Annotated in this window: 31 protein-coding genes; 12 read left to right on the top strand and 19 right to left on the bottom strand. The window is 65.3% G+C overall.

Annotation, left to right across the window (positions count from 1 at the left end; genetic code table 11):
* Positions 1-4: 4 nt before the first annotated feature.
* From ASC68_RS21570 to ASC68_RS28730, 5 genes are all read right to left on the bottom strand, one after another.
* Entirely contained in the window at positions 5-481 is a 477-nt protein-coding gene (locus tag ASC68_RS21570) for an SH3 domain-containing protein (protein ID WP_055883912.1), read from the bottom strand.
* 435 nt (positions 482-916) lie between these two features.
* Positions 917-1,177: a GlsB/YeaQ/YmgE family stress response membrane protein gene (locus ASC68_RS21560; protein ID WP_055883907.1), complete on the bottom strand. Its 261-nt coding sequence runs from the start codon at positions 1,175-1,177 to the stop codon at positions 917-919.
* Positions 1,178-1,188: 11 nt separating this feature from the next.
* Entirely contained in the window at positions 1,189-1,374 is a 186-nt protein-coding gene (locus tag ASC68_RS21555) for a hypothetical protein (RefSeq protein WP_055883904.1), read from the bottom strand.
* An 83-nt stretch (positions 1,375-1,457) separates the two neighbouring features.
* On the bottom strand, positions 1,458-1,616 hold the full coding sequence (locus ASC68_RS28735) for a hypothetical protein (RefSeq protein WP_156384717.1): 159 nt from the start codon (positions 1,614-1,616) through the stop codon (positions 1,458-1,460).
* Positions 1,617-1,729: 113 nt separating this feature from the next.
* Entirely contained in the window at positions 1,730-1,924 is a 195-nt protein-coding gene (locus ASC68_RS28730; protein ID WP_156387407.1) for a hypothetical protein, read from the bottom strand.
* Positions 1,925-2,288: 364 nt separating this feature from the next.
* On the opposite strand from ASC68_RS28730, the gene ASC68_RS21550 reads away from it, so the two are divergent.
* Positions 2,289-2,699, top strand: coding sequence for a low affinity iron permease family protein (locus ASC68_RS21550; protein WP_055883900.1), 411 nt, complete (start codon positions 2,289-2,291; stop codon positions 2,697-2,699).
* Positions 2,700-2,744: 45 nt separating this feature from the next.
* Here ASC68_RS21550 and ASC68_RS21545 read toward each other — a convergent pair whose 3' ends face one another.
* On the bottom strand, positions 2,745-3,329 hold the full coding sequence (locus tag ASC68_RS21545) for a DUF982 domain-containing protein (protein ID WP_055883897.1): 585 nt from the start codon (positions 3,327-3,329) through the stop codon (positions 2,745-2,747).
* 135 nt (positions 3,330-3,464) lie between these two features.
* A complete protein-coding gene (locus ASC68_RS21540) occupies positions 3,465-3,902 on the bottom strand; it encodes a hypothetical protein (RefSeq protein WP_055883894.1) in 438 nt (145 codons plus the stop codon).
* Between the two features lie 275 nt (positions 3,903-4,177).
* Between ASC68_RS21540 and ASC68_RS21535 the strand changes: the two genes are divergently transcribed.
* Entirely contained in the window at positions 4,178-4,648 is a 471-nt protein-coding gene (locus ASC68_RS21535) for an Hsp20 family protein (RefSeq protein WP_055883893.1), read from the top strand.
* Positions 4,649-4,911: 263 nt separating this feature from the next.
* A complete protein-coding gene (locus ASC68_RS21530; protein WP_055883889.1) occupies positions 4,912-5,202 on the top strand; it encodes a hypothetical protein in 291 nt (96 codons plus the stop codon).
* 16 nt (positions 5,203-5,218) lie between these two features.
* On the opposite strand, the gene ASC68_RS21525 is transcribed toward ASC68_RS21530, so the two are convergent.
* Positions 5,219-5,449 carry a hypothetical protein gene (locus ASC68_RS21525; RefSeq protein ID WP_055883887.1) on the bottom strand — a complete coding sequence of 77 codons (231 nt, stop codon included), beginning with the start codon at positions 5,447-5,449 and terminating at the stop codon, positions 5,219-5,221.
* A gap of 182 nt (positions 5,450-5,631) precedes the next feature.
* Here ASC68_RS21525 and ASC68_RS21520 point away from each other — a divergent pair, with 182 nt between their 5' ends.
* A complete protein-coding gene (locus ASC68_RS21520) occupies positions 5,632-6,045 on the top strand; it encodes a VOC family protein (RefSeq protein ID WP_055883884.1) in 414 nt (137 codons plus the stop codon).
* A 39-nt stretch (positions 6,046-6,084) separates the two neighbouring features.
* Here the strand turns inward: ASC68_RS21520 and ASC68_RS21515 are convergent, their stop codons facing one another.
* Entirely contained in the window at positions 6,085-6,612 is a 528-nt protein-coding gene (locus ASC68_RS21515; RefSeq protein ID WP_055883882.1) for a DUF2934 domain-containing protein, read from the bottom strand.
* Between the two features lie 113 nt (positions 6,613-6,725).
* Positions 6,726-7,343, bottom strand: coding sequence for a general stress protein (locus ASC68_RS21510; RefSeq protein WP_055883879.1), 618 nt, complete (start codon positions 7,341-7,343; stop codon positions 6,726-6,728).
* Positions 7,344-7,545: 202 nt separating this feature from the next.
* Here ASC68_RS21510 and ASC68_RS21505 point away from each other — a divergent pair, with 202 nt between their 5' ends.
* Positions 7,546-8,406, top strand: a complete 861-nt coding sequence (locus ASC68_RS21505) for an SDR family oxidoreductase (protein ID WP_055883875.1) — start codon at positions 7,546-7,548, stop codon at positions 8,404-8,406.
* A 154-nt stretch (positions 8,407-8,560) separates the two neighbouring features.
* On the opposite strand, the gene ASC68_RS21500 is transcribed toward ASC68_RS21505, so the two are convergent.
* The 6 genes from ASC68_RS21500 to wecB form a co-directional block, all read right to left on the bottom strand.
* Positions 8,561-10,252 (bottom strand): alpha-amylase family glycosyl hydrolase, encoded by a 1,692-nt coding sequence (locus tag ASC68_RS21500; RefSeq protein ID WP_082528365.1) that lies wholly within the window; start codon positions 10,250-10,252, stop codon positions 8,561-8,563.
* A gap of 101 nt (positions 10,253-10,353) precedes the next feature.
* Positions 10,354-11,208, bottom strand: a complete 855-nt coding sequence (locus ASC68_RS21495; RefSeq protein ID WP_055883873.1) for an aldo/keto reductase — start codon at positions 11,206-11,208, stop codon at positions 10,354-10,356.
* Positions 11,209-11,388: 180 nt separating this feature from the next.
* The gene (locus tag ASC68_RS21490) at positions 11,389-12,084 is read right to left on the bottom strand and encodes a hypothetical protein (RefSeq protein WP_055883870.1); all 696 of its coding nucleotides are present in this window, start codon (positions 12,082-12,084) and stop codon (positions 11,389-11,391) included.
* Positions 12,085-12,320: 236 nt separating this feature from the next.
* A complete protein-coding gene (locus ASC68_RS21485; RefSeq protein ID WP_055883867.1) occupies positions 12,321-13,112 on the bottom strand; it encodes a WecB/TagA/CpsF family glycosyltransferase in 792 nt (263 codons plus the stop codon).
* Positions 13,109-14,470, bottom strand: a complete 1,362-nt coding sequence (gene wecC / locus ASC68_RS21480; protein WP_055883864.1) for a UDP-N-acetyl-D-mannosamine dehydrogenase — start codon at positions 14,468-14,470, stop codon at positions 13,109-13,111. Before wecC ends, ASC68_RS21485 begins: the two co-directional genes overlap by 4 nt.
* A complete protein-coding gene (gene wecB / locus ASC68_RS21475; protein WP_055883862.1) occupies positions 14,463-15,617 on the bottom strand; it encodes a UDP-N-acetylglucosamine 2-epimerase (non-hydrolyzing) in 1,155 nt (384 codons plus the stop codon). The genes wecC and wecB overlap by 8 nt, the downstream gene beginning before the upstream one ends.
* A 306-nt stretch (positions 15,618-15,923) precedes the next feature.
* On the opposite strand from wecB, the gene ASC68_RS21470 reads away from it, so the two are divergent.
* The 4 genes from ASC68_RS21470 (at position 15,924) to ASC68_RS21455 (ending at position 20,518) form a co-directional block, all read left to right on the top strand.
* The gene (locus ASC68_RS21470; protein WP_248310581.1) at positions 15,924-17,270 is read left to right on the top strand and encodes a hypothetical protein; all 1,347 of its coding nucleotides are present in this window, start codon (positions 15,924-15,926) and stop codon (positions 17,268-17,270) included.
* A gap of 224 nt (positions 17,271-17,494) precedes the next feature.
* A complete protein-coding gene (locus tag ASC68_RS21465) occupies positions 17,495-19,027 on the top strand; it encodes a GumC family protein (protein WP_082528364.1) in 1,533 nt (510 codons plus the stop codon).
* A gap of 7 nt (positions 19,028-19,034) precedes the next feature.
* Complete coding sequence (locus ASC68_RS21460; RefSeq protein WP_055883859.1) at positions 19,035-20,144, top strand: glycosyltransferase; 1,110 nt, start codon at positions 19,035-19,037, stop codon at positions 20,142-20,144.
* 89 nt (positions 20,145-20,233) lie between these two features.
* The gene (locus ASC68_RS21455) at positions 20,234-20,518 is read left to right on the top strand and encodes a hypothetical protein (protein ID WP_055883856.1); all 285 of its coding nucleotides are present in this window, start codon (positions 20,234-20,236) and stop codon (positions 20,516-20,518) included.
* 44 nt (positions 20,519-20,562) lie between these two features.
* Here the strand turns inward: ASC68_RS21455 and ASC68_RS21450 are convergent, their stop codons facing one another.
* Both ASC68_RS21450 and ASC68_RS21445 read right to left on the bottom strand, forming a co-directional pair.
* Positions 20,563-20,898 carry a hypothetical protein gene (locus tag ASC68_RS21450; protein WP_055883854.1) on the bottom strand — a complete coding sequence of 112 codons (336 nt, stop codon included), beginning with the start codon at positions 20,896-20,898 and terminating at the stop codon, positions 20,563-20,565.
* Positions 20,899-21,480: 582 nt separating this feature from the next.
* Positions 21,481-21,990, bottom strand: a complete 510-nt coding sequence (locus ASC68_RS21445) for a response regulator (protein WP_082528363.1) — start codon at positions 21,988-21,990, stop codon at positions 21,481-21,483.
* A gap of 246 nt (positions 21,991-22,236) precedes the next feature.
* On the opposite strand from ASC68_RS21445, the gene ASC68_RS21440 reads away from it, so the two are divergent.
* A complete protein-coding gene (locus ASC68_RS21440; protein ID WP_197421360.1) occupies positions 22,237-23,661 on the top strand; it encodes an exopolysaccharide biosynthesis polyprenyl glycosylphosphotransferase in 1,425 nt (474 codons plus the stop codon).
* 19 nt (positions 23,662-23,680) lie between these two features.
* Positions 23,681-24,034, top strand: coding sequence for a hypothetical protein (locus tag ASC68_RS21435; protein ID WP_055883848.1), 354 nt, complete (start codon positions 23,681-23,683; stop codon positions 24,032-24,034).
* A 75-nt stretch (positions 24,035-24,109) separates the two neighbouring features.
* Here the strand turns inward: ASC68_RS21435 and ASC68_RS21430 are convergent, their stop codons facing one another.
* A complete protein-coding gene (locus ASC68_RS21430) occupies positions 24,110-24,529 on the bottom strand; it encodes a GNAT family acetyltransferase (RefSeq protein WP_055883846.1) in 420 nt (139 codons plus the stop codon).
* Between the two features lie 216 nt (positions 24,530-24,745).
* Here ASC68_RS21430 and pyrF point away from each other — a divergent pair, with 216 nt between their 5' ends.
* Positions 24,746-25,669 carry an orotidine-5'-phosphate decarboxylase gene (gene pyrF, locus ASC68_RS21425; protein ID WP_055883844.1) on the top strand — a complete coding sequence of 308 codons (924 nt, stop codon included), beginning with the start codon at positions 24,746-24,748 and terminating at the stop codon, positions 25,667-25,669.
* The last annotated feature ends 183 nt before the right edge of the window (positions 25,670-25,852 follow it).

Here is a 25,852-nt window from a genome sequence, read left to right as displayed (position 1 = left end):
CCCGCTATCCCTGCGTCGCGACGCGTGCCGCAGCCGGGTGAAGCAGCCTGGAATAGACCCAGCCGACGCGGCCGTTACCGGCATCGATCAGCACCCAGCCGCGCTCCTCGCGGGTGACGGTCACCGGCGCGCCGCCCTTGAGGGCGAACACTTGTGGCGTGGTCTTGTGCGGACCGCTGCGGACCCGGAGCGACTCCACCGCCACCTTATGGGTGAAAGTCGGGGTCGGGCGGCTGGCTTGCGCGGCAACAGCCGGATCGCCGCGCACCACCACTGCGACCGATCGAGCGACGTCCAGCGTCCCAGCATTGACGGCCGGCAGCGCGGCCACATAGCTCGGCTTCAGGTTGGACTTGATGGGGGCCGACACCGCAGCCTCAGCGATCTTGTTGAGGGTGAAGCTGGCGCCGGCATAGGTCACCGCGCCGGAGAGCAGTGCAACGCTGCCCAGCATGAGGGCAGGCAGGACAAAGTGGGCCATTTACAGCTCCATGTTCTTGGGCGCGACGTTGCGCACCTTTCTACCTCTCGACCCTAGCACCCATGGCCTGATAGCCCCCTGACCGCTCGAGTCAGCGTCTTTGCCGAAAGCCAACGCCTCGACCAGTTCCAACACAAGCAGTGGGATCCGGCACGAATGAGCGGGAAGAAAAAGCCCCGCCTCAGAGATGAGGACGGGGCTTTGGGCCGGGCTTCGCGTTCTTGGGGGCGCTTTTACCTGGGCCAGAACAGGTCGGATAGCTGTGTCTGGTTCGCTGAACCGAGCTAACCGAAGAAGCTGTAGGCCGCGAAGAAGATTGAGAGCGAGCAGGCGTAGAGGGTCAGTAAGCTGATCGCGCGCATTCGCGGGCTCCATGGCTTTGCGTGGATTGCTATGCGTCGGCGAGGCTCGCCGACACACAGAGCGATGGTCGGGTCAGGCGGCGCGGCGGCCGCGAATGGCCCGCCAGATCGCGATCAGCAGGCAGGCGCCGATAACCGCGACAATCAGCTGGCCGACGATGCCACCCATGGTGGCGCCGAACACCAGCATCAGGATGAAGTTGCCGACAACTGCGCCGACAATACCCATGACGATGTTCATGAGCAGGCCCTGGTTGGAGCCCATCATTTTTTCAGCGATCCAACCGGCGAGTGCGCCGATGATGATCGCCATTACCCATCCAATGCCTTCCATGATTGCTCTCCTTACTGTCCGTCCGGCACGACATCGACCTTCACGGCCGGCACGTCGACATCGACCGTGCGGGAGCCGCCATTGCCGTTGAAAAAGACGAAATAGGCGACGATCACCACGAGGGCGACGAGCAGGATGCCGGCAATGATGCCGCCGCTGCCACCGCCGCCGGTGACGATTGTTTCGCGATCAGCCATCTTGGAAACTCCTCACAAATGGACTGCTCAATGAACGTCGCCCCTTCGCCTTCAGTTCCAAAAAGATGAATAATTTAAATAGCTTACAGGACGCTGACACGCTGTGTCAGCAGTTTTGCAGGAAGCGAACCGCCAGCGTCGGCTGGTAGCCCGAAGCAGATGGTCGCGTGCCCGCCGTCGTCGACGACGGCGGGCATGTCGCGGACGCCATCCGTCTCGAGGAGGAATGCCTGGCGCGCCATCTCGCTCTCTATTCTCAGGGCCACACGCGCCAACTTGCGTCGAGCGATGGCGGGATCGGTGGCACGGCGTCGTGGCGACCGTTCTTGCTGCATGAAAGGTCCGCCTTGCTAAGTCAGGCGTCCACGATGCGGCGTGGTTCGGCTCGCTGCATGGCCTCATCGGTCGAAGCCGAGTCCAGGCTTTTGTGAGGCGTCCCGAATGTTGCAAGGATGGCGCTGGCGGTTTCCAGCCTGATACCGTGCCGCGCCGCGAAATCTTCTGCTTGAGGCAGTGGGTCGCTGCTGTGCTTTCTCGATTTCTTGCTCATCATTGGCGACCGTGTGGAGAGTTGACTGGGAGAGGCACCGGTTGCTCAGTCTGTGGCATTGCGCGGGCGCGGCCTTGGTTTGCCATCATGGATGGCATCGTTGGGGCCAAAATCCTTGGCCGGGCGAGGCGCCCCACCCGGGCGCTTCTGCCGATCGTAGCGTTCTTCGTTCGCAGGGTGAGGGTCGCTCACGTCGTGGGTGGCAGATGTGTCCTCGCCGGTGGGCAAACCATCGCGGGTTGAGTCATGCGGCATTTTGAACCTCCTTGCTGGAGGTTCAAACTTCCCGCCCGCCGCGTCGTTCCCTGGCGCGAGGACGGCTGCTGCGCATCCAAATCGCTCCAGCCACGTTCTGGCTGCCACCATGAAGCCGAAATCTGCCAAGGCCAGCCGCATCAGCGGCATCATCTACCGTTTCGCCGACTTCCTGTCGGACTCGCGCGGTTTCATTGCGACATTCCTGGCGTTGGCGGCTGGGATCGGCATCGGCGCGGCGACGCAGTTCAACGAAGGCTTCATGTTTGCCTTCAACATCTTCCTGTCGGTGGCGGCCATCGTGATCAGCGGCGTGATCCTCGTCGCCGGTGCGCGCAGCGAGGCAGCACTGCACGTCAAGCTCGACTACCTGATCGAACACTCGGAGGCGACCAACAAGGTGGTTGGGCTCGAGCATCTCGACGCGCGCGAGATCGAACAGGAGCGCAAGCGGGTCGAAGCGGAGGCGGCCGAAGCGGTCGATGATGCAATCGAAGAGGCCGGGCTCGCCAGGCGCTGAATGCGGATGGGCCCCACCGTTCAGGGCGGGGCCGTTACTGTCGCATCAGAACTGGCGGTTTCGCGTAGCTGCCAGGGTCGGCATCGCGGCGGCGTCGAGTTCCTCGTCGAGCGTGTTCATCGCCGTCTGGATGTCGTCGATCGTCACAGTGGTACCTCGCACACACCGCAACGCCGGCGCGCCCGCGACAGCGTGGATATCCGAGCCCCAGTAGGCCAGCAGCTGCTTCTTGCGGCTCGGCGCCAATGTCGGATCTCTCACGATATCCCGAGGGTGGTTGTAGCCGATAAGCTCCACATCGGTGACCTCTTCCTCGTCATCGCCGATCCTGGGTGCCGGCCGGGTGGCGACGAATACGGTGTTGGTCGCCACGCCCTCCACGTCCCAGCCATTGGCCAGGAGTCCAGCGCGCTGCGCGGCATCGATCACGGCGTTACGAGCGGCTTCCGCATCGATGAATCCGTCAACCGCCGACTGGCAGAGTGTTCGCGCCTGGCGGTAATGCGCCGTGCGAGCCTCGGGCCAGTGCAGGTCCAGGTACTCAAGCGCCTCCCACGCGCTTCGCGCCTGGAAATTGCCGGTGCGATGCAGCTTCAAGAATACAGGTTTGGAAAAGGGCCGGTGTCCCATCACTTCCTCCGATCGTCTGAAACAAGCAATGCGGTTTGACCGCAAGACGAGTTGCCAGATGGGAGCAGGCGTTTGCGCCGTCAATAGGTCGCAGCCAAGGGACGAGAGTGGGCCGGATGGCCGGCCCACGCCCATTCAGGCCCGGTCGTCCACGTAGACGGTAAACGAACCATCGGCCTCAGTGGTCACTGCCACGATGTCGTCCACGGGACACGTGGTGGCGTCGAGCTTGGCCTTCAACTCGGCATTGGCGTTAATCGCCGTCTTGAGGTCGGTGACGGCAGTGGCACTTTTGCTCAGTGCGTTGTCGAGCGCCTTAGCGTCTGCAGATGCGTCGGCCTTGAGTGTCGAAACCTTTACGCAGTTGACCGTGGACGTTGCGGTGAACGTCGTGAGGTCAGCCATCTTGCCGGCGTTGAGGCTGGAGATGAGCGACCCGTAATTGCCGATGCTGCCCGTCGTCATGGCATCGGTTGATGTCGTGGTGGTCGCGGCGGCATCCTGGGCCATAACGGCAACTGGACTTGCGGCCACCAAGACGGCAGCGATGGCGAAAGTGGCAATGTGCTTCATTGCTGTTCTCCTCTTTTTTTGTTGCCCTCGGCTGCGACAACTTCCGTCAAAACCCCTGGTTCCCGTTTTTGCGTAATGTTGAGAACTTAATCTGCCCACTTCCGGAGAATGGCTTTGGGCACCCTGTGAAAAAATCCTCAGGGCCTCTCTTGAAGGCCGTTCGGAGTGTCCTAAATCGATGCTGCCGGCCGCTGAAACGGGGCCGGTGAGAATGGGGTAGCCCGCTATGACGGGCGTGTCCCTCGTACCTATGTTGCTCTGAGGAGAATGTGGTTATGAGAACCTTCGACTTCACACCGCTCTATCGTTCCACCGTCGGCTTCGACCGCCTGTTCGACATGCTAGACAGCGGCATCCGTTCCGACTGGCCGCCCTACGACATCGAGAAGCTCGGCGACGACCAATACCGCATCAGCATGGCGGTAGCCGGCTTTGCAGCCGATGAGATCGAGCTGACGCAGCAAGGCAACAGCCTGCTGGTGTCCGGCGCGAAGACGCAGGCCGAGGACCGGGCAGACGCCTTCCTGCACCGCGGCATCGCCAACCGGAACTTCAAGCAGTCGTTCAGCCTCGCTGACCACGTGAAGGTGACCGACGCATCGCTGGAAAATGGGCTGCTATCGATCAGCCTGACCCGCGAGGTCCCTGAACAGCTGAAGCCCCGTCGCATCGCCATTGGCACTACTGAGGCCAAGCCTGCCGGCGAGCCCAGGCAGATCGGTCAGGACCTCAAGTCCGCGGCCTGACGCCAGCGTTCGGTTGAGCCTCCCGGTTGACGCCGGGAGGCGCTAATTGCGGAGCACCACGATGAGCCACGCATTTTACCCATCAGACGAATACGACAGTTCTGAACTCGAACTCCAACGCGAAACTGAACGCGAACGGACGCAGCGTCGCCGACCTTGGTTAGAGGCGCGTGGGCAGCAGGACAAAGCCGATTTTCGACCCGCGGGGCCACGGCCCAACGCGCCATGGCTCGATACCGCCGCAGTGGCTTGAGGAGGTAGCGATGCAGATCGACATACGACCTCCAGTCCGAAATGACGCGAGCCAACTGTTCGACTGGCAGCTTGACGTCGAGAGGCTGGAGCGCGAGGCGAGGGGCGCCCGCCTGGCCGGCACTCCCGACCCATGGACCAGGATCGAAGCGGAGTGCTCGCTGGACCTGATCGAAGCGGAGCTCACTGCGCTTCGCGGCCGCGAGCAGGCGGAAGCAGGGGATAGCGTGGTGCAGCTGCGCAGCTGGAAGGCTCGGATCGAGCGGGTTCTTCGCCTGCTGGAGGCGACCGACGGTCCTTGATCGGGAGTGCGCGGTCTTACTGCACGGTCACGCGGTCTATCGGAAACGCCACCACAGCCCGGTGCTCGTCATCACAGACTTCGATCCAGTAGTGATGACGGGCGCCGTCGATTGAGCCTTCCCTAAGCAAGGTCAGAGCGTCCTTCACGGCCCATTCCCAGGCCTCGACCATACCGGGTAGCACGATACCCGTGCGATCCTCGAATACTGTCTCGTCGCGCCGCACGTTGAAATAATATCTGCCCATGAACCGCAGTAGCAGGGACGGTCCTGGGCGCCAACATCTGCCTGAGTGAGGGCAATGAGTTGCCGACTGAGAGTGAAGCGGCGAGGTATATTAAGTGCAGGATTTGCAGCTGGTGATTGGCGGAGGCGCACTATTGCCAGGTGGGACCGGTCGTGCTCCGCTGCTCGGACGCGGAGGATTGCATGTCTGTCCAATTACACCACGTGGCGCTGGTCGTGGCCGAACCCGAGCGGTCGGCGGAGTTCTATGAATCGATCTTCGGCCTCACGCGCCTCGATAGACCACCCTTCAAGATCGAAGGTGTCTGGCTCGACTGCGGACCGGGGCTACAATTGCACCTGACCAGGCATCCTCAGGGGACGTTCCGCTCAGGTGGGGTGGACAACAACGATGGCCACTTTGCTTTCAGGACCGACGACTTCGAGGGCATCCTGGCGCGGCTTGTAGCGAGAGGTTTTCGCGAAGATGCGCCGGAAGACGACCCGATGCGGATCTTAGTGAACCGGTCCGGCATGGCCGGTTTCCTGCAGCTCTACGTCGTGGACGCCGACCGCAACATAATCGAAGTAAACACTGCGGCTGGCGGGCCTTTTTGAATAACAGGTGTGCGCTGAGCACCGCCCGTCCCCCACCAGTTATGCGGTCGGCTTCAGGAACGGGCGGTGCAGCCCGCCTATTGTACTGGCCTCGACGGCACCATCGAGCGTGTCGGGGTCGGGCTCAGTGATGGCCTCTTCGAAGCCGGCGTCAAGCTGCTGCTGGCCCAGCCAGGCAGCGCGCGCCCGGTGCCAGTATTCCTCGTCGCGTCCCTCCGGCCGCCCGTCGTTCTCCCACAGATAATAGGCGGTATCGCGGATCGACTGCTCCACCGACGGGACAGCTTCGAGCGTGTCGATCGCCGGGACGTCCGCCTCGGTGAGCTGCCGGATGCCGGCGGACTCGGAGTTGGGAAGCACGGCTTCCAGCCGCTCCAGCGCCTCGCCGACGCGTTCGGCGATCATCGGACTGAACTGGTGATCCGGCCAGGTGTTCTCGTAATCCCTGAGCTCTTCGACGGTGATCCCGGCGGCGGCTGCGAACTCTTCGGGATCGAGGCCAAGCGACAGCCGGCGGTTATGGTCGCCTTTGGGTTGGCGCTGGGTGGGATCGGCAGGGAAAGTCATTTCCGAACTCCTCGTTGGTGCTTGAGGACAATCTGCCGGTGGCCGAAAAGTTGCGGAGATGGGGTGAGCCTGGCGGGGGTTTGCGCGCCCCGGAGGGCGCGCAATCCGGAAAATCAGCTGCGCAGGATCGGCGGCGCAACGGAACCGGCGCGGTAGTCGCGGATCTGGTCGGCGGGGTAGGGCTCCGAGGCCTCGTCAAAGCCTTCCCAACCCTCGGCCTCGTAATCGCGACGGCGCGCCGCAATGTCGACGACACTGGAATCGCGCAGGATGGCCGCCGCCGCGTCGGCGCGACTATCCTCGACACGCGCCGTCACCAGGATGCCGCCGCGGCGGACGCCTTCGGCGTAGACATGCGCGTCGCGCTCATCGACACCTGCGTCAGTCAGTGCGCCGATGATGCCGCCGGCAGCGCCGCCCACGGCAGCGCCAGTCACCGCGCCGATTGCCGTCGCCAGCAGCCAGCCGCCCGCTACCACGGGGCCGACACCTGGAATGGCCAGCATGCCAAGCCCGGCGAGCAGGCCACCCGTGCCGCCGACCACGGCGCCAACACCCGCGCCGGCGCCGACGCCTTCGGCAACGTCGTCGCCCGTCTCGGTGTCATATTTGCCATCGGCGTTGTTGGCGACGATCGAGATGTCTTCGCCGTTGACGCCTGCATCCTTGAGCGAGCGCACGGCGCGATCGGCCTGGTCGTGTGAATCAAAAAGCCCTGTGATTGTTTTCATGGCGGCGTTTCTCCTTAGGGTTCGGATCTCAGGGATCCACAGCAGCAACTTGCCGGCGAGCCATCCGTTCCGCCGCTTGCCATTCCGCTCTGCTGACCACCCGCGCCAATTGGCCCATGGCGAAAACGCCGGGACCGGCGGGAACCGGGTGGGCCTCAGCACGTATCGAATATGGCTTCCCCACAAACCACGAGGTGCAACCATGCTCGATAATTTCCCCCGTCCGCCCTTTCCTGAACAGCAGCAGCCCTATCCCGGGCTCGCCAGCAGGATGGATCCGGTTCCCGATCACGGCGAGGAGAGTTATCGCGGCTCGCATCGGCTCGAAGGCAAGAAGGCGCTGATCACCGGCGGCGATTCAGGCATTGGGCGTGCGGTCGCCATCGCCTTCGCCCGCGAAGGCGCCGACGTCGCCATTTCCTATCTCAGTGAGGAAGAGGATGCGGCCGACGTGAAAAAAGTCATCGAGGCGGAAGGTCGAACCTGCGTGCTGCTGCCCGGCGATATTGCCAGCCCGGAGCATTGCCGCGGGCTGATCGCAAGGACGGTCGAGGCCTTCGGTCGGATCGACGTGCTGGTCAACAACGCCGCCCACCAGAGCTATTTCGAGAGTCTCGAAGAGATTCCCGACGAGGAATGGGAAACCACTATGGCGGTGAATATCTCGGCGATGTTCTACCTCACCAAAGCCGCTGTTCCACACATGCAGCCGGGCGCGTCGATCATCAACACGGCATCGAAACAGGCAGACGAGCCGAGCCCCGAACTGCTTGCCTATGCCGTCACCAAGGGGGCCATCCAGAACTTCAGCGCCGGTCTTGCGCAACTGCTGGCCAAAAAGGGCATTCGCGTCAACACGGTGGCGCCCGGCCCGGTCTGGACCCCACTTGGGCCAGCAAGCCTGCCGGTTTCCAACGTCGTCGAATTCGGCAAGCAGGTGCCATTCGGGCGCCCGGCCCAGCCGCGCGAACTGGCGCCACCCTATGTGATGCTCGCCAGCGACGAAGCGAGCTACATTTCCGGCGCCACCATCGCGGTGACCGGTGGCAAGCCGGTGATGTAAGACGGGTGGGGCGGCTTTGGCCGCCCCTTCGCTTACCAGGCCACTGCCGACCAGGGGCCAAGCCGCAGGACCTCGCCGTGCTGCTCGTACCGCCCGCTCGACAACGGCGGCGCCGTGACAACGCAGCCGATATCCGCCGGCCGGGCGGTCGGGTTCAGCGCCATCGACAGCGTGCCGGCTTCGAACACCCAACTGACAACCAGGCAATTGCCTTGCCGCGCCGTTTGGGCATCAAGGCACGGCGTCGCGGCGAGCGGCCAGAGCCTGTCGCGGCGCCAGCGCGCCAGTGTCCGGAAGCGCTCGAGGGCGGCGCTCGCTCAGGCATGGTTTCGTAGTCCTGCCAAGAGAGCTTGGCCATCTTGAACGTCCTGGGATCGTTGGGCTCAGGCAGTCCGCCGGCTCCGACATCATCCTTGAACATCTCGCGCATCTGCTTGTAGCGCTCGTCGCTCTTGGCCTTCGCGGCTGCTGCATCGAGGTCGACGAAGAACGGGAAGCCGCTGCTGAGATTGGCCTCGTCGCCCATGAAGCAGAGCGGAATCTGCGGCGCGAGGAATTTGACGAAATGCACGAAATCCAGCTGCTCGGGGCTGATCCGCTCCGATAGGCGATTGGCGTCGGAGCGATTGCCCAGCTGATCGTGGTTCTGCACATAGGTGATGAAACTGTCGGGCGGGAGCTTGGCAGCTTTGCCGCCCCTGGTGCGTCCGTCGCTGCCGTCGCCTTCGCTGGGGTCGTGTACGAACCCGTCGGCCAGCGCCTTTTCGAGGTCGGCATATGGGTCCTTGTTCGGATCGTCATAGCCGGTTCTCGGTCCCTCGCCGGTGACGAGGTATGCCAGCACGTGGTGCATGTCGTCGTTCCACTGCGCCGAATATTGCTGCGGCCGGTTGTGATCGTCGCGTTCGAGCAGCTCGAAGTTGTTGCGCACGTTCTCGACGATCAGCGCGGCATCGGGCTTGCTGGCCCGCGCCGCCGCGGCCAGCTCACCGAGAAAGCGCTCGCGGTTCTCGGTCTTGATCTCGTGCACGCTATCAAAGCGCAACCCGTCGAAATCATACTCCGTCAGCCACATCACCGCGTTCTCGTAATAGAACTGGCGAACCATCGGTTGATCGAAGTCGATCGCCGGGCCCCAGGGCGTCTCGATATCATCCCGGAACCACTGCGGCGCGTAATGCGGGATGAAATTGTCGGTCTCACCGAAATGGTTGTAGACCACGTCGAGGATCATCAGCAGCCCGAGCTGGTGGGCGCGATCGACCAGCTGCCTCAGCTCCTCGCGCGTGCCGTAGCAGTGCTCAGGCGCAAAGATCAGTGTGCCGTCATAGCCCCAGTTGCGGGCGCCGGGAAACTCGTTGACCGGCATGATTTCGAGGCAGGTATAGCCGGCATCGCGGAAGTGTTCGAGCCGATCCGCAAGGGCGGAGAACGTGCCTTCCGGCGTCGCTGCGCCGACATGCACTTCGCAGATCACTGCCTCATGCCACGGCCGGATCGGCTCCCGGCGCTCGGCCCGCGCCAGGGGCGCGCAAGCGATGCTCCAACCGGAGGCGTCGTCCTGCTGCTGCCGGGACGCTGGGTCGGGAAAAGTGACATCGCCGACGCGAAACCTGTAGCGAGCACCCGGCCCGCAATGGTCCAGCGAGGCCAGCAGAAACCCATCGAGGCCGCGCGTCATGGTCACTGGATCCCGACCTTCGACCAGCACCTCGGCAGCCGAAACGTCCGGCGCCCAGAGCCGAAACCAGGTGCTGTCCCCCTCGACCGCTGGTCCGAAGCGGCCGGACGCCGGCGCGCCGGAAGTGTCGTCGTTACTGCGGGTGCGCTCGAGTTCGATGGTCATCAGTTGTCCCCTGGGCCTGACCCGGCATGGTCGCTGGGCCGCGCCTTCGGTGAACTTGCGTGACGTGCAACCGTTCCGCGGCACGAGACCCGAGGCAGCGTTCAGTAGAGGTCGTTGAAGGTCTCGGGGTCGCTGCCGGTGCGGCCGTTTGCCGGATCGTCCAATCCGGCGATTCTCCCCATTTCTCCGTCCGACAGGGTGAAGCCGAACACGTCGAAATTCTCGCGGATCCGTTCGGGCGTTTCCGATTTCGGGATGACGATCGAGCCGCGCTGCAAGTGCCAGCGAATAATGACCTGCGCCGGCGATTTGCCCAGGCTCGCGGCAATTTCGCCAATGATCGGATCATCGAGCACTTCCCCACTGCCCAGCGGCGAGTACGCCTCATGCCGGATGCCGCGCGCGGCAAGATGAGGCAACAGACCCTTCTGCTGGAAGTGCGGGTGGGTTTCGACCTGGTCGACGGCCGGCACGATACCGGTCTCGCCGATGATCCGCTCAAGCTGCTCGATGGTGAAGTTCGAAACGCCGATGGCCTTCACCAGCCCCTGTTCCTTGGCCTCGATCAGACCTTTCCAGGTCTCGACATATTTGTCGTGCGCCGGAGTGGGCCAGTGGATGAGCATCAGGTCGAGATAGTCGAGCTGCAGCGCCGCAAGCGATTCCCGCACCCCGGCCAATGCCCCTTCGTGGCCCATCGCCTTGGTGCGCAGCTTGCTGGTGACGAAGATCTCGGACCGCTCCACCGTGCTTGATTTGATGGCTTCGCCGACCCCTTGCTCATTGTCGTAGCCCTGGGCGGTGTCGATCAGCCGATAGCCGGCCTCGAGCGCCGCGGTCACGGTGGGGACGACCTTGTCGTTCTCGATCTGCCATACGCCCAGCCCGAGCTGAGGAATGGAGATGAACTCGCTGAGCTCGATCGCCGGCGGTGAGGTGGGTGCGTACTTGTCCATCAGGCATCTCCATTGGTGCCTTTCGGGAACTAGCAGGGGCAGGGAGGGTTCCGGATCGGGTGCAGGCTTTCGACGCAACCCCCAATTGCCTTCTGCGTGATCGGCATCTAGGGGGCAGAAACAATGGTCCCCGGTCCGTTGCCGAACCGGGGCCCAGATTTGCTAGCTATTGGCAGACGGTCAGCCGGCAGTGGCGCTGGAGGCCACGTAGACCGTCACTGTGTCGCCCTCTGCCGTCGCGCCGAGCACATCGGCCATGGTGGCGCCGCGTGTCTGGATCGCTGCGACCGCTGCCGCATTGGCTTCAAGCGACTTGCGAATGTTGGTCGCGCCTTCGGTAGCCAACGCCGACGAGACTTCGTCCTCGGCGCAGTTCGAGACCAGCACGATCTTGACGTTGGTGGCCGCGCTCAGCGCGCTCGCATCGGCCATGGTCATGCTGCCCGTCAAGGCGGCAAGTCCACCGGCGTCGCAGGTGATGGTGTCGCCGGACAGGGCTGCCAGGGCGGTCTGCGCGGCGGTAGCCTCCTCGAGGGAAACCGTGCCGTCGCCATTGGCATCGAGCACGATGCTGGCATTGCCGCTCGCGGTGATGGCGGCGTTGGCAGCGGCGACCTCGTCAGCACTGATCGAACCGTCACCGTTCGCATCGATGGTAAGGCCAACCGAGGCGCTGGCCGAAGCAGTGGCCGCGGCCGTTGCGGAAGCTGCGGCGTCGGCCGCGGTCTGCTCTTCCGCCGAGACATTGCCGTCGCCATTGGCATCGACCGTAACGGCGGCGGCGGCGTCGACTGCTGCGCCGACCTGGGCGAAGGCAGCGGGGGTCATGGTCAGCGCGAGCGCAGTGGCGAGGGCGAGGATTGAAATGCGTGTCATTGTTCTTGTTTCCTTCCGGGGAGACCCGGTCGCACTCAACTTGCCTTGGCGGGGATGGTTGCACTGGGGGTGTCCGGGCGCGATCCAGCCGCAGGCTCGAGTCTGCACCTCCCCCTCAGAGGCGGAGGCCGGGAGGGGGCCGTCTCTGCACCGGTGCGTGGGGCACGATCGAGACTCCCAAAAGCAGAGGGCCCTCCGCTTTCGCGGAAGGCCCTCGCTCCCCAAAACACCGTGCCCTACGCCGAGCGTCGCCTTTGGCGCAGTTCCTGCCACAAGAGGCCGACATAGGCGGTGTTCGTCTCATAGTAGCGCCGCCACAGCCGGCGCGGTTCCTGCGCGACGCGGAACAGCCACTCGAGGCCGAGTTTCTGCACCAGCACCGGGGCGCGGGCGACCTTGCCGCCATAGACGTCGAAGCTGCCGCCGACGCCCATGACGAAGTTTGGGGTCAGCACGTCGCGATATTGCTTCAGGAACCGTTCCTTGCGCGGCGTCGGCATGGCGACGAACAGGCAATCGGCCTTGCTGGCATTGATCGCTTCGATCACCGCCGCCTCGTCCTCGGGCTTGAAATAGCCATCCTGCATGCCGGCGACCACCAGGTCGGGATGGTCCTTGGCGAGCTGGATATCCACCGCCTGCAGCACGTGCCTTTCGGCGCCGAGCAGGTAGGGACGATAGCCGTTCCTGGCGCAGAGCGCGAAGAGGTTCGTCATGATGTCGACGCCGGCCACCCGCTCGGGCACCTCGACGCCGCAGAGCCGGGCGCCCCAGACGACGCCCGCGCCATCGACATTGATCAGGTCGGCGCTGGCGACATCTTCGCGGAGCTCGGCGTTCTGCTTCATGTTCACGAGCTTGGACACATTGACCACGGTGTGGTGCAGCGGCCGGCGGCCGGCCATCGCCTCGTTGGCGAGGGCCAGCGTCTCGGGCATGGTCAGCGCGTGGATGGGCGAGCCGAGGAACTCCCGGCGCCGCTCGGCGAGCAGCGGGTGCTGGCGCCAGCTGAGAGGTTCGTTGCTCATGCGGCGCGGTCCGTGACGCGGCGGAGGAACTGCGGCTGGGCGGCGGCTTCGCGGCTCTTCTTGCCCTCGATGCGGGCATCGGGCTTCTTGGCCTTGCGCCAGGTCCACAGGCCCCGGGTATCGATCAGCTTCTTGTCCTTCAGCGCCTCGGGGTCGATCAGCCCGAACTGGCGGTGGTCGACCAGCAGCACCACGATATCGGCCTTGTCGATGGCGCTCAGCGCATCGGTGAAGACGATGCCCTTGCCCTCCAGCTCGCGCGGCAGCGCCCCGATATGCGGTTCGGCGGCGATCAGCCTGATATTGGGCACATCGGCGAGGAGCTTGACCACCTCGACCGCCGGGCTCTCGCGCACGTCGTCGATATTGGGTTTGAAGCTCAGGCCGAGGCAGGCAACGGTCTGCTGCCGGGTGGGGTCGAGCACCGCTTCGATATCGCGCACCACGGCGAAGGGCCGGTCGGAATTGATGCGGCGGGCCGAGCTCATCAGCCTTGTGCTGTTGGGCGCAGCGTCGATGATGAAATAGGGGTCGACCGCGATGCAGTGGCCGCCGACGCCGGGGCCGGGCTGCAGGATATTGACCCGCGGGTGGCGGTTGGCGAGCTCGATCACTTCCCAGACGTTGAGGCTCAGATCCTGGCACACCGCCGCCAGTTCGTTGGCGAAGGCGATGTTGACGTCGCGGAAGGCGTTCTCGGTCAGCTTCACCAGCTCGGCGCTTTCGGCCGAGGTGATGAACAGGTCGCCGGCAACGAAGCTCGAATAGAGCTCGACCGCACGCGCCGAAGAGCGCTTCGACAGCCCGCCGATGGAGCGGTCATTATTGGTGAGTTCGGTCAAGACCTTGCCGGGCAGCACGCGCTCGGGGCTATAGGCCACCAGCACGTCGGCAGCTTCGCCATGTTCCGGCGGGAAGCTCAGGTCGGGGCGGAGCTCGGCGAGCAGAGCCGTCATCTTGCGGGTGGTGCCGACCGGCGAGGTGGATTCCAGCACCACCAGGTCGCCGGCTTTCAGCACCGGGGCGATCGACTGCGCTGCCGACAGCACATAGCTGATGTCGGGCTTATGGTCCTCGGTGATCGGGGTGGGCACGGCGATGACGAACGCATCGGCTGGCTGCGGCGTGGTCGAAGCGCGCAGCTTGCCGTTGGCCACCACTTTCTGGATCAGCCCGTCGAGATCGGGCTCGACGATGTGGATCTCGCCGCGATTGACCTTTTCGACTACCGACGGGTTGACGTCGATGCCGATCACTTCCAGCCCGCGGCTGGCGAATACCGCGCAGGTGGGGAGGCCGATATAGCCCATGCCGATGACGGAAACGGTTTTGATCTCAGTAGTTTTCAGCTCAGACATGCCGCGATAGCTCCTCGACGATCCGGGCGCTGGCCCGGCCGTCGCCATAGGGGTTGTGCGTTTCGGCCATGCCGCGATAAGCGGCGGGGTCGTCCAGCAGACGAGTGGCGTTCAAAACGATCTGCTCGATATCGGTGCCGACGAGGCGCGCCGTCCCAGCGGCTACCCCTTCGGGACGTTCGGTGTTCTCGCGCATGACAAGCACCGGCTTGCCGAGCGAGGGGGCTTCCTCCTGCACGCCGCCGCTATCGGTCAGCACCAGGTAGCTCTGCTTCTGCAGGTAGAGGAACGGCAGGTAATCCTGCGGGTCGATCAGGTGGATATTGGGCACCCCGCCGAGCGCCGCGTTGACCACGCCACGCACGTTCGGGTTGGGATGCACCGGGTAGACGATCTGCACGTCGCCGCGCGTCGCCAGCACCTTCAGCGCAGTGCAGATGCGCTCGATGCCGCCATCGAAATTCTCGCGCCGGTGGCCGGTTACGAGGATCAGCTTCCGTGTTGAATCAAGGAACGGGAAACGAGCCGCGAGCTCGGCGCTGAGCTCCTGGTCGGCGTCCAGGGCGCCGGAAAAATGCAGCAGCGTATCGATCACCGTGTTGCCGGTGACGAAGATCTTCGCCGGGTCCTTGCCTTCGGCGATCAGGTTCTGGCGCGCTTCGGCCGTGGGGGCGAAGTGCCAGGTGGCGATATTGCCGGCGATCAGCCGGTTGAGCTCCTCGGGGAAGGGGCTATCGATATTGTGGCTGCGGAGCCCCGCCTCGATATGGGCCACCGGGATGCGCTTATAGAAGGCGGCCAGCGCCGCGGTCATGGCGGTGGTGGTGTCGCCCTGCACCATGACGATATCGGGCTTGGCTTTATCCAGCACCTCGGCCATGCCGAGCAGCACTTTCGAGGTCACGTCGAACAGCGTCTGGCCCGGCGACATGACGTTGAGATCGTAATCCACCGGCATGCCAGTGAGGGCGATCACCTGGTCGACCATTTCGCGGTGCTGGGCGGTGACGCAGATCTGGGTATCGAAATGCGGACTTTGGAGCGCCGCCTGCGCCACCGGGAAGCATTTCAGCGCTTCCGGCCGGGTGCCGAACACGATCAGCAGGCGCTGCCGCCGGGGACGTTCAGGAGGGGAGTGGAAATTCATGTCGCACCGCACTACGAAATGATCTGGTCGCATCTACGCGTTGATGCTCAGCACATACCCCCAACCTATCTGGTGGTCGCCTTAACTCTTAAGCTATGATTAATACCAAAAGGACGTTTACCCAGATGCGTTTCGGAGTTTGTACACGCCGTTGCGGCGCGCTACAGGCCGCAGCTGGGGCGGAAACGTGGTCATAACAATTTGATTACAATTTTAATCATCGTCGAGACTTCCAGTCCGCGTGCCTGGCAGGTAGCGTTACTTGCGCGCCTGACCGCGGCCGGGCACCGAATCGCGGTGCAGCAGGTGGCTGGGGCGGGAAGGCGGTCGAGGTCGCTCGAGCTGATCCTGCAGCTCGAAGAGCGCCGCGCGCCACGCTCGCTGCTGCGACCGGCCGCGCCGCTGGCCGCGACAGCGGGGCAGGGCAACCACGATCTCACCATCGACCTCACCGGTCGCAGCGCGCATGGCCATGCCCCGGTGCTGACGGTGGATTTCGAGGGCCAGCGCGAGCTTGCCGCCGGCCTGGCCGCCATGCTGGCGGGCGGCGTCCGGCCCACGCTCACGGCGCGGCTCAACGGCGTCGCGGTGGCCGAGGCGCGGCCGATGATCGGCGATCGCGTCTGGCTCAGCCGTGCAGCCTCGGAGCTCTGCGCCAGCGCCATCACGCTCATCGAAATGTGCGTCACCCGCTTTGCTGCCGGCAAGCTGCTGCCGCTGGCAACGCCGATTCCGCTGGCGCCGCAGCGCCACGGTCGCGACCTGATCTGGCGCTACCTGCCGCATCTGGTCGCCGGCCTGGGCAAGCGGGCGCTGGGCCGCCTCGGCGGCAACCGGCCATTCTACTGGCGGACAGCGCATCGGTTGATCGAAGGCCCCGGCATTGCCGAGGGGCCGGACAGCTCGAACGTGCCGTTCAGCGAACTCGCCGATGACGGCAAGCGCTTCTACGCCGATCCGTTCGTCTTCGAGTGGCGGGATCGGCTCTACCTGTTTGTCGAGGAATATCCCTATGCGCTCGGCCGCGGCATCATCTCGGTGGCCGAATGCCGCCCCGATGGCCGCATGGAGGCGCCGCGCGCCGTGCTCGAGGAGCCGCACCACCTGAGCTATCCGCAGGTCTTTGCCCATGACGGCGAGGTCTACATGATCCCCGAGTCGAGCAGCGGCAACGAGCTGGTGCTGTATCGCGCCGAGCATTTTCCGCATGCCTGGGTGCGCGAGGCGGTGCTGGTCGAAGGCAAGAAGCTCAACGACATGACGCTGCTGATCCGCGACGATCGCTTCTGGCTGTTCGGCTCCGAGCAGCGGGGAGAGGGGAGCGCGTCGGACACCATGGTGGTCTATGCCGCCAAGGCGCTGGCCGGCCCCTGGTCGCCGCACCCGATGAACCCGGTGCTGATCGATCGCCGCGCCGCCCGCCCGGGCGGGCCGTTCATCCTGACCGCCGATGGCCGTACCCTGTTGCCGCTGCAGGATGGCACCGAGGTCTATGGCGGCGGCCTCGGCATCGCCGAGCTCACGGTGCTGAGCGACAACGAGGTGCAGTTCGGCCCGGTGCGCCCGGTGGTCCCCGGCGAAGCATGGGCCCGCAAGGGAATCCACACGCTGTCGCGCTCGGGCCGGCTGGAAGTGGTGGACAGCTGCGGGTGAGGGTTTTCTTGCTCCCCTCCCCCCGCGGCGCAACGCCTCCCCGCAAGGAGGACGGAGGCGATCGCCTCAGGCATCGCCGCCTAAGCGGAGGATCGCCGAAGGCCCAGCCTTTCACGTGCTTTCCGGTAGGGATTTACCAAGAAAGCCCATTCCGGAAGCGTCCGACGGCCACTGGTATATAAAGCCCTAACGACAGGCCGCTTGCAGAACGAGATGTTAACGCCATGGCTTTGCTGACCGACGCGCCGCATCCCCACAGCCCGACCACTTCGGGGGCTCGCGCTTTCGCGCGCCTTGGGGCGCGGCCCGCCAATGACGAGATCATCGCCCCGCCGGCGCCGCAGCCAGAGCCGGTGGCGACTGTGACGCTGGGCAAGATCGGCGATTTCCTCGAGCTCGATTTCGGCCGGCTGTTCGTCTGGCTGAAAAGGGGCCTCCTCGCCTCGGTGGCGCTGGCCGGGCTCGGTGCGGTGGCCGGCGGCGCCTACGCGGTGCTGAGCCCAGCCAAATACACCGTCTCGACCGATATCCTGATCGATCCGGCGAACCTGCAGGTGGTGACCGACGATCTGTTCCAGCAGCCGGGGCAGGTGGATAACGCGCTGCTGACAGCCGGCAGCAAGCTGCGCGTGCTCACTTCGGGCAATGTGCTGTCGCGCGTCGTCGACAAGCTGAACCTCGTTGCCGACAAGGAATTTTTCGATCCGACCCCGGGCCTGCTGTCGGGCCTGTTCGGCTCCAGCAAGGACGAGAAGCCGGCCGACCCCAAGCTCGCGGCGCTGGCGGCGCTCAGCGGCCGGGTCAGCACCACGGCCGATGAGAAGTCGTTCGTCGCGACGCTGCGCGTCTCCTCGGAGACGCCAGACAAATCGATCATGCTCTCGTCGGCCATCTTCGAGGCCTTCAAGGCGGAGCTGGCGACGGCGGAAGCCGATGGCGCCGGCCGCACCGCCGCCGCGCTGACCGACCGGCTCGATGAATTGAAGGCTTCGGTGAAAATCGCCGAAGAAAAGGTCGAGGCCTATAAGCGCGACAACAACCTCGCCACCAGCTCGGGCGAACTGGTCAACACCCAGACCATGGCGCAGCTCAACCAGCAGGTGGTGGAGGCGCAGTCGCGCGTCATCGCCGCACAGTCGAGCTATGACGAACTGGTCGCCGCCGGCCGCAACGCCACCACCGCCGATACCCAGGCCTCGGGTGCGCTGACGACGCTGCGCGCCAGCGCCGGGGCGCTGCGCCAGCAGCTCGACGCGCAGTCGATGGTCTACGGCCCGCGCCACCCCACGATCGTCCGGCTCAACACCGAGCTCAGCGCCGTCAACGCGCAGCTCGAAGCGGAAATCGGTCGCATCGTCGCCGCCGCCAAGGTGTCGCTCGACGAGGCCAAGACTGCCGCCGCGGCGCTCAGCGCCAAGGCCGATGAGCTGAAGACCAGCGTGTTCAGTGACAACGAGGCGCTGGTGACGCTGCGCGAACTCGAGCGCGACGCCACCTCGAAATCGACGATCTACGAAGCCTTCCTCAGCCGGGCTCGCCAGGTGACCGAGCGCGAGCAGCTCGACACCACCAATGTGCGAGTCATCTCCACTGCCGTGCCGCCGCCCGGCCGGTCGTGGCCGCCGCGCACCGTGGTGATGCTCGGGGCAGGGGCCGCGGGCGGCTTCGCCATCGGCATGCTGCTGGCGGCGCTGTTCGGCATGATGCGCGACCTGAAGCAGCCGCCGCGCCGGCGTGTCGCCTCCGTTACCGCCTGATCCAGCCATGCAGCGACGCATCGTCTTCCACGTCCCGAGCCTTCGGGGCGGCGGCGCCGAGCGCGTCTTCGTGCTGATGGCCAACGAAATGGCGCGCCGCGGCCACGAGGTGACGCTGTTCACCTGGAACGGCGAAGGCCCCAACGCGGCGCTCCGCTCCGATGCGGTACATTTCGTCGACCTGGGAATACCGATCCACGGCGAAGGTTTTGGCAAGCCCGCCACCATCGCCGGGCTGTGGCGCAGCGCCGGCTTCTACCGGCGGCTCAAACCCGACGCGGTGTTCAGCGGCCCGGAGTTTGCCAACCTGATCACCGCACTGGCGCTGAACCTCGGCTTCAGCAAGGCAAAGTTCTTCCCGAGTTTTCATGCCGCCGCCGCGATCCCGTCGAACGATTTCGGCTCCAAGCTCGCCGTGCTGCTGTCGGGCCTTGTCGCCGCCCGCGCCACCAAGGCGATCGCGGTTTCCGCCGGGGTCGGGCGCGACATCGCGGCGCGCGGCGTGGCTGCCGGCAGGATTGCGGTGATCAACAATCCACTGCCGCCCGCGGCGGCTCGGACCGGGCAGGTTTACCCCTGGCAGGCGGAGCTCACGGCGCTGGGAGAGGGGCCGGTGATCGCCACTGCCGGCCGCCTGGTCGGGGTGAAGGACCACAAGACGTTGCTGCGCGCCTTCGCGGCGCTGCTCAAAACCCGTCCGGCCCGGCTGGTGCTGTTCGGCGAAGGCCCGCTGCTCGGCGAACTCGAAGCGGAAAGCCGAGTCCTCGGAATCGCTTCGCGGGTTTTGTTCCCGGGCTACGTGAACGACCCGGCAGCCTGCTACGCCGCCGCCGACCTGTTCGTGCTCAGCTCGACCAGCGAGGGGTTTGGCAATGTGCTGATCGAAGCCATGGCCGCCGGGGTGCCCGTGGTTTCCACCGACGCCCCGCACGGCCCGCGCGAGATTCTCGCCGATGGCAAGTACGGTACGCTGACCCCGGTGGGCGATGTAGACGCGCTGGCCGATGCGATGGGCGCGACGCTGGAGCGGCCGACCGATGCGGCGCTGCTCAGGGGCAGGGCAGCCGACTATACCGTGGAGCGGATCGGCGACCAGTACGAGGCGCTGCTGCGCTAGCACCCACGCGACGGCCGCACCGGCGCCTCTTGATCGGCCTCGGCCGATACCTAGATTCGATGCAAATACAGCAGCAGTTGGAGACGCGAATGGCAGTTTTTGCCGTGAACATCCTCGGCCGCAGCGATGAGCCCACCGGCCGGGCCGAAGTGATGGTGGCAGAAGACGAACAGGGACTCCGCCGGGAGTTCAGCGCCTTTCTCACTGCCGCCTCGGAGGTGATCATCACCGCCGATCCGCGCCGCGTCGAAGCGGAACTGGTGGCCAATGGCTGGGCGCCGCCCGAGATCACCGAAGGCAGCCGACTACGCCTCTATCGCTGCACAGCGCTGCCCGGCTGGAACGCATCGGAGAACCTCGCGCTGCCGGTCTGAGCGCGAGGAGGAAAGTTGCAGACCTTTCCTCCTCGGACGCGCGCTCAGGGAATGCGTGAGACCTGCTCGAGCTGGTCGACCAGCCGCTCGAATGTGGCGGCGATATCGGTCAGCCGATCATGTGGCGGCTCGCCCTTGATGGCGTTGAGGTAGTCGCTCTGGCGGTGCCGGATCTCCGCCAGCAGTGCGCCGCCCTCGAGCCGCGCCAGGGTGCGTTCCTCCTCGGTGGCGTAGACCGAGCTGGCGCGCGCCTTCAAATGAGCCGCCTTGACGTTCCACGACCCCAGGCTCGCGACAAACGGCCTGATCGCCCGGTTGGCGCGCTGCCGGCTGGCAAAGCCTGGATTGCTGCGCCGGGGAGTTGATTGAGTGCTCTGCATGGACCTTCTCCCGTGTTGTCCGCCGTTCAAGCGGCGGTTTGCGCTGAAACACGCACCGGGCGCGACGGGTTGCATGGGGAGGCAAGGCAAGAGCTGGAAGGGCCACCACCAAGCGATGCTGGGTCAGCTGACCGATGCGGCGCTGCTCGGGGCAGGCCGACTACACCGTGAAGCGGATCGGGGATTTGTACGAGGGGCTGTTGCGCCAGGGGCTGGCAGAGGGGCCGGTGCGGGCTGACCCCCACCCCTGTCCCCTCCCCGCAAGGGGGAGGGAGACCCTCACACCAGCATCCCAGCTTGCGTCTCTCTCCCCTTGCGGGGAGGGATCAAGGATGGGGGCAGCGCCAGGCGTCAGCTGAAACTCCTTTGCCGCCAATGCGTAGCTATTGGAGCAACCCGACTGCCGCGTCCGGTTGCCGGCGGGGTCGTGCCGCGCGTCCACAGCCCGCATCGACCCCGCCGTACTTTGCCTCAGCGCTCGAGATCGCCGTGGTCGGCCCGTCGTTGCTGCAAGGGGGAGAAGGTCATGAGAGCGGCGCTCGAATAGCGAGGGAGGGGGCCGTCTCTCTCAGTTGACTTGGGCTAGCGCCGAACCCGGCCTTCGCCGAACAGCGGGATGACGTTGCCGACGCGCTCGGCCGGCACGGGCCTCGGCTCGAAGGCGCGCACCATGGGCAGGGCCTGGTGCTGCACGGCGGCGACGCGCTCGACTTCGACCAGCCCGTCGATGCAGTTGAGCAGCTGCTGCGGGGTCACCGGCTTTTCCAGCACCGCGTCGATCCCTGCCGCGAGCAGCGGCCGGTGGAACGCCACGGCGGCGCGGGTCAGCGCCACGATCTCGAAGGCGCTGCTGGCCAGCTTCAGGTGGCTGCGCAGCCCGCGGGCGATATCGATGGCCGGAGCGCCGGGCAGGTCGGTATCGAGCACCACCACGTCGACCGGCGAGATACGCAGGAACGTCGTCAGCATCTCGACGCTGGAAAAACTCGCCACGCGATAGCCGCCATCCTGTTCCAGCGCACGGCTGAGGATGGCCGCGAACGCCGGGTTCGCTGCCAAAATCGCTACCGCTTTGCTATGGGACGTCGTCACCTGTCCGGCTCCGGGCTTGGGTTAATGTTTCCCTAACACAGGGGCGGGTGGCGTCGAGGCCCGAACTGGCGGTATCCTTAACCGGGCTCGCCGAACCACTCCGTTAACCCCAGCTTAACCAACTGCTTGGGGCGAATCCGGCGACCTGCTAGACGAGAGGGCATGGCGGCGGGCCGAACAAAGCCCTGCAATGCCAACAATTTGAGGCAATTTGCTGTGGCGCAGAGCGAGCTTGGATACCAGGGCGTGGAGCGGCGCAAAGCGCGCCGCGTGGTGGCGAACCAGGCGGCGCTGTGCACAGCTTTTGCCCTGGGCGAAGGCGCCCTCGCCGCGATGGTGATGCTGCTGCCGGCGCTGCTCTATCACGGGTTCGTTCTCCGCGTTGCAGCGATCGACATTCCGTTCGGGCTCTACGGCATCTACTCGGCGGTGGTGGGCGTCCTCTATGGCGCGTTCTCGGCCATCTCCGCCAACCAGTTCCTCGATCGGGCCCAGCCGCCGCACACCACGCTGGTGCAGAGCGTGCTCAGCTGGACCGGCGCGTTCGCCATCGCGCTGTTCGGCGCTTTCTTCATTGGGGTCGCCGACGATCTGTCGCGTGTCTCGCTGATCGCGGCGTTCGTCCTCGGCGTACCGGCGCTGCTGCTCGCCCGCACCATTGCCTATGCCGCGGTCACGACGCGCATCAAAGCCGGGCGGCTGCAGTTCCAGAAGGTGGCGGTGGTGGGCAGCCGTGGCGATACGGTGCGCTTCCTCGTCAACGGGAACCTGTGGAAGACCGGCTACCGGCTCCCCGGCACGCTCTATCTCGAAGATACGGTCAATGCCGAGGGCGCCTACCAGCTGAGCTCCGTCGTCGATTTCGCCCAGCATTGGGTGTCGCATGGCGCTGAGTTCATCGTCTTTGTCGGCGAGATCGGCGATATCGATGGGCTGGAAAAGCTGACCAATGAGCTGAAGCGCTTCGCCATCAACGTGGTCTGCGTGCCGGCCACCGACAATGTCAGCTTCAAGTTCCTCGACGTGGTGCCGCTCGGCCCCAACAATGCGCTGCGCTCGTTGCGCAAGCCCATGAGCGATGGCGCGGTGCTGATGAAGCGCCTGTTCGATATTGCCGGCGCTGGCCTCGGCCTGTTGTTCCTCAGCCCGCTGCTTGCGGTGATCGCGCTATTGATCAAGCTCGACAGCCCCGGCCCGGTGTTCTTCCGGCAGGAGCGGCGGGGCTTTAACGGCCGCACCTTCCACATCTGGAAGTTCCGCTCGATGACCGTCACCGAATCCGGCCGCAAGATGACGCAGGCCAAGGTCGGCGACAAACGCATCACCAAGGTCGGCGCCTTCATCCGCCGCACCTCGATCGATGAGCTGCCGCAGCTGATCAACGTGCTGAGCGGCGAGATGAGCCTTGTCGGACCGCGCCCGCATGCGCTCGTCCACGATGACGAGCTGGGCGAGCAGGTCGCCAGCTACGCGCATCGCCAGCGCATCAAGCCGGGGATTTCCGGCTGGGCCCAGGTCAACGGCTATCGCGGCGAGACCACGACGTTCGAGCAGATCGAAGGCCGCACCCGGCACGATCTTTACTACATCGACAACTGGTCGATTTTCCTTGATTGCTGGATCATCGTCTTGACGGTTTTCTCGTCCAAGACCCGGCGCAACGCCGTCTGATCCGGAGATCCGCCTGCCCATGCGCCTGTTACCTGCCTTCGCCTGGCTGCTGCTCGCTGCCATCGCCTTCGTCACCCTGGCGCCGATCGGGCTCAGGCCGATCAGCAGTTTTTCCCCCAGCATCGAACGCTTCGCGGCTTTCGCGGCCGTGGGCCTCTGCTTCGCGCTCGCCTATCCGCGCCACCTGTGGCTGGTCCTGGCGCTGGTGCTGGGCGCCGCCATCGCGCTCGAAGCGCTGCAACTGGTCTCGGCCTCCCGGCACGGGCGGCTGTTCGACCTCGCGGTCAAGCTCGCCGGCGGCGGTTTCGGCGTGGTGGCGGGCGTGGTGGCGCGTCGGCTGTGGCAGCGCGTGATGGCCAGCCGAACGGCCTGAGCCGGGGCAGGGCGCAGCATGTGCCGGCAGTAAGGCGGATACCGCAGTGCCTCTGGCGCGTGTGTCCGCTTGGCGCTAGCGCCGGATGAGCTTGCTCATGCTGATGCGCGGCTCGATCCGGTAGCCCGACCTTTGATAGAATTCGACCACCGCCGCATTCGTCTCGACGACCTGCAGGTTGATCTTCACGCAGCCGAGGCCTGAGAGACGACGCTCCGCCTCGGCGAGCAGGTCGCGACCCACCCCGCGATTTCGGTGCGACCGGCTGACCGCGATGCGGGAGATCCAGCCGCGATGTCCTTCATAGCCGGCCATGACCGACCCGCAGACCCGGTCGCCGTCGACAGCAACCAGCAGCAAGTCGGGTTGCAGTTTCAGCTTCTCGGCGATTGCCGTTTCGGCGGCGTTCCACGGCGCATCGTCTGGAAACGCCTCCTGCCACAGAGCTTTGACCTCTAGGAAGTGCCGCTCGTCGTAGGTGATGACCTCAGTCATAGTGCCGTTCTCGATTGCAAAGCGTGCGGCCACGCTTAGCCTGCCGGGGCGGCTTGGGCAAACGGCTGCAGCCGCTGAGTGCGGCGCTGAGCGCGGGCAATCGACTTGGTGCTTCACGCCGGACCTCCGCTGGGGTACCGCAATGGCTGCTACAGAAGGCGGGGGCGACGCCGAAGAGCCGCGCCGTTCGTGGTCGACGGTCTGAAGGGAGATGCGATGGAAAGCCGGTCCTGGGTTGAGCTGGTCGAACGCAATGTTCAAGCGTTTGGCGAACTCGTTGTCGGCATCGACCCCTCGCTTGCCGAGCTGCCGCGGTTCTTCGAGCAGGGCGACGCGACGCGCTGGATCGACGGATATGTCAATTTCATCCTCGATGCCGCCGAGGGCCATGTCGGGTTTGTGAAGTTTCAGGCCGCCTATTTCGAAGCCGGCGGGCTGGCCGGGCTCGAGGCGCTGTCGGCGGGCATGAAGCGGGCTCGGGCAGCGGGAATGGGCGTCATTCTCGACGCCAAGCGCGGCGATATCGGCGCGACGGCGGCCGCCTATGCACGGGCTTACCTGACGCCGGCAGCCGAGGGCGGGAGCGGGGACTTCGAGGCCGACTGCCTGACCATCAACCCGTTGATGGGGCCCGATACGCTCGAGCCCTTTGTCGAGTGTGCAAACCGCTTCGGCAAGGGCCTGTTCGTACTCTGCCGAACCTCCAATCCGGGCGCCGGGTGGCTGCAGGACAAGATGGCGGGAAACCGGCTGATCTCGGATCGGGTGGCCGACCTGATTGCCGGCCTCGCCCCCGGCGATGCCGGGCTCGCCCCCGGCGATGCCGGCTCCCTCAGCCCGATCGGCGCGGTGATCGGGGCGACGGTACCCAATGAAGGGCGCCGGCTGCGCACGCTCCTGCCGCGTTCGATCATCCTCGCCCCGGGCCTCGGCGCGCAAGGCGGCGATGCGGCCAGTATCCGCTCGCTGCGAGGCACGCGCCCGGGTGATCTGCTGGTGCCGGTTTCGCGCGGCCTGACCCGCCCCGAGGACCGGGATGTTTCGCCCACCGCCTACCGGGCGGCGCTGCTGGAAAAGATCGCCCAGTTCAAAGCCGCGATCGCCTACGACTACGATCGCCGCGAGGCGGCCGCGGGTTGAGGTCGGTACCGCTATCCGATCGGGTCGCTATTCGACCGCCCACGAAGTGATCGCCACATCCTGTAGCGCCGATGCCGCGCCGCTGTCTGCGGCCTCCAGTATCAGCCGGTAGCCGGCGCGCGCCACGTCCGTCTTCCCTCCACCGCACATCCTGCGTGGGTTGGCGATCGGCGACCCGTGCCG

Source organism: Devosia sp. Root105 (genome assembly GCF_001424865.1).
Classification (GTDB): Bacteria; Pseudomonadota; Alphaproteobacteria; order Rhizobiales; family Devosiaceae; genus Devosia_A.
Note: the sequence above shows the minus strand (reverse complement) of the source record. Positions and strands in the feature narration are given on the sequence as shown.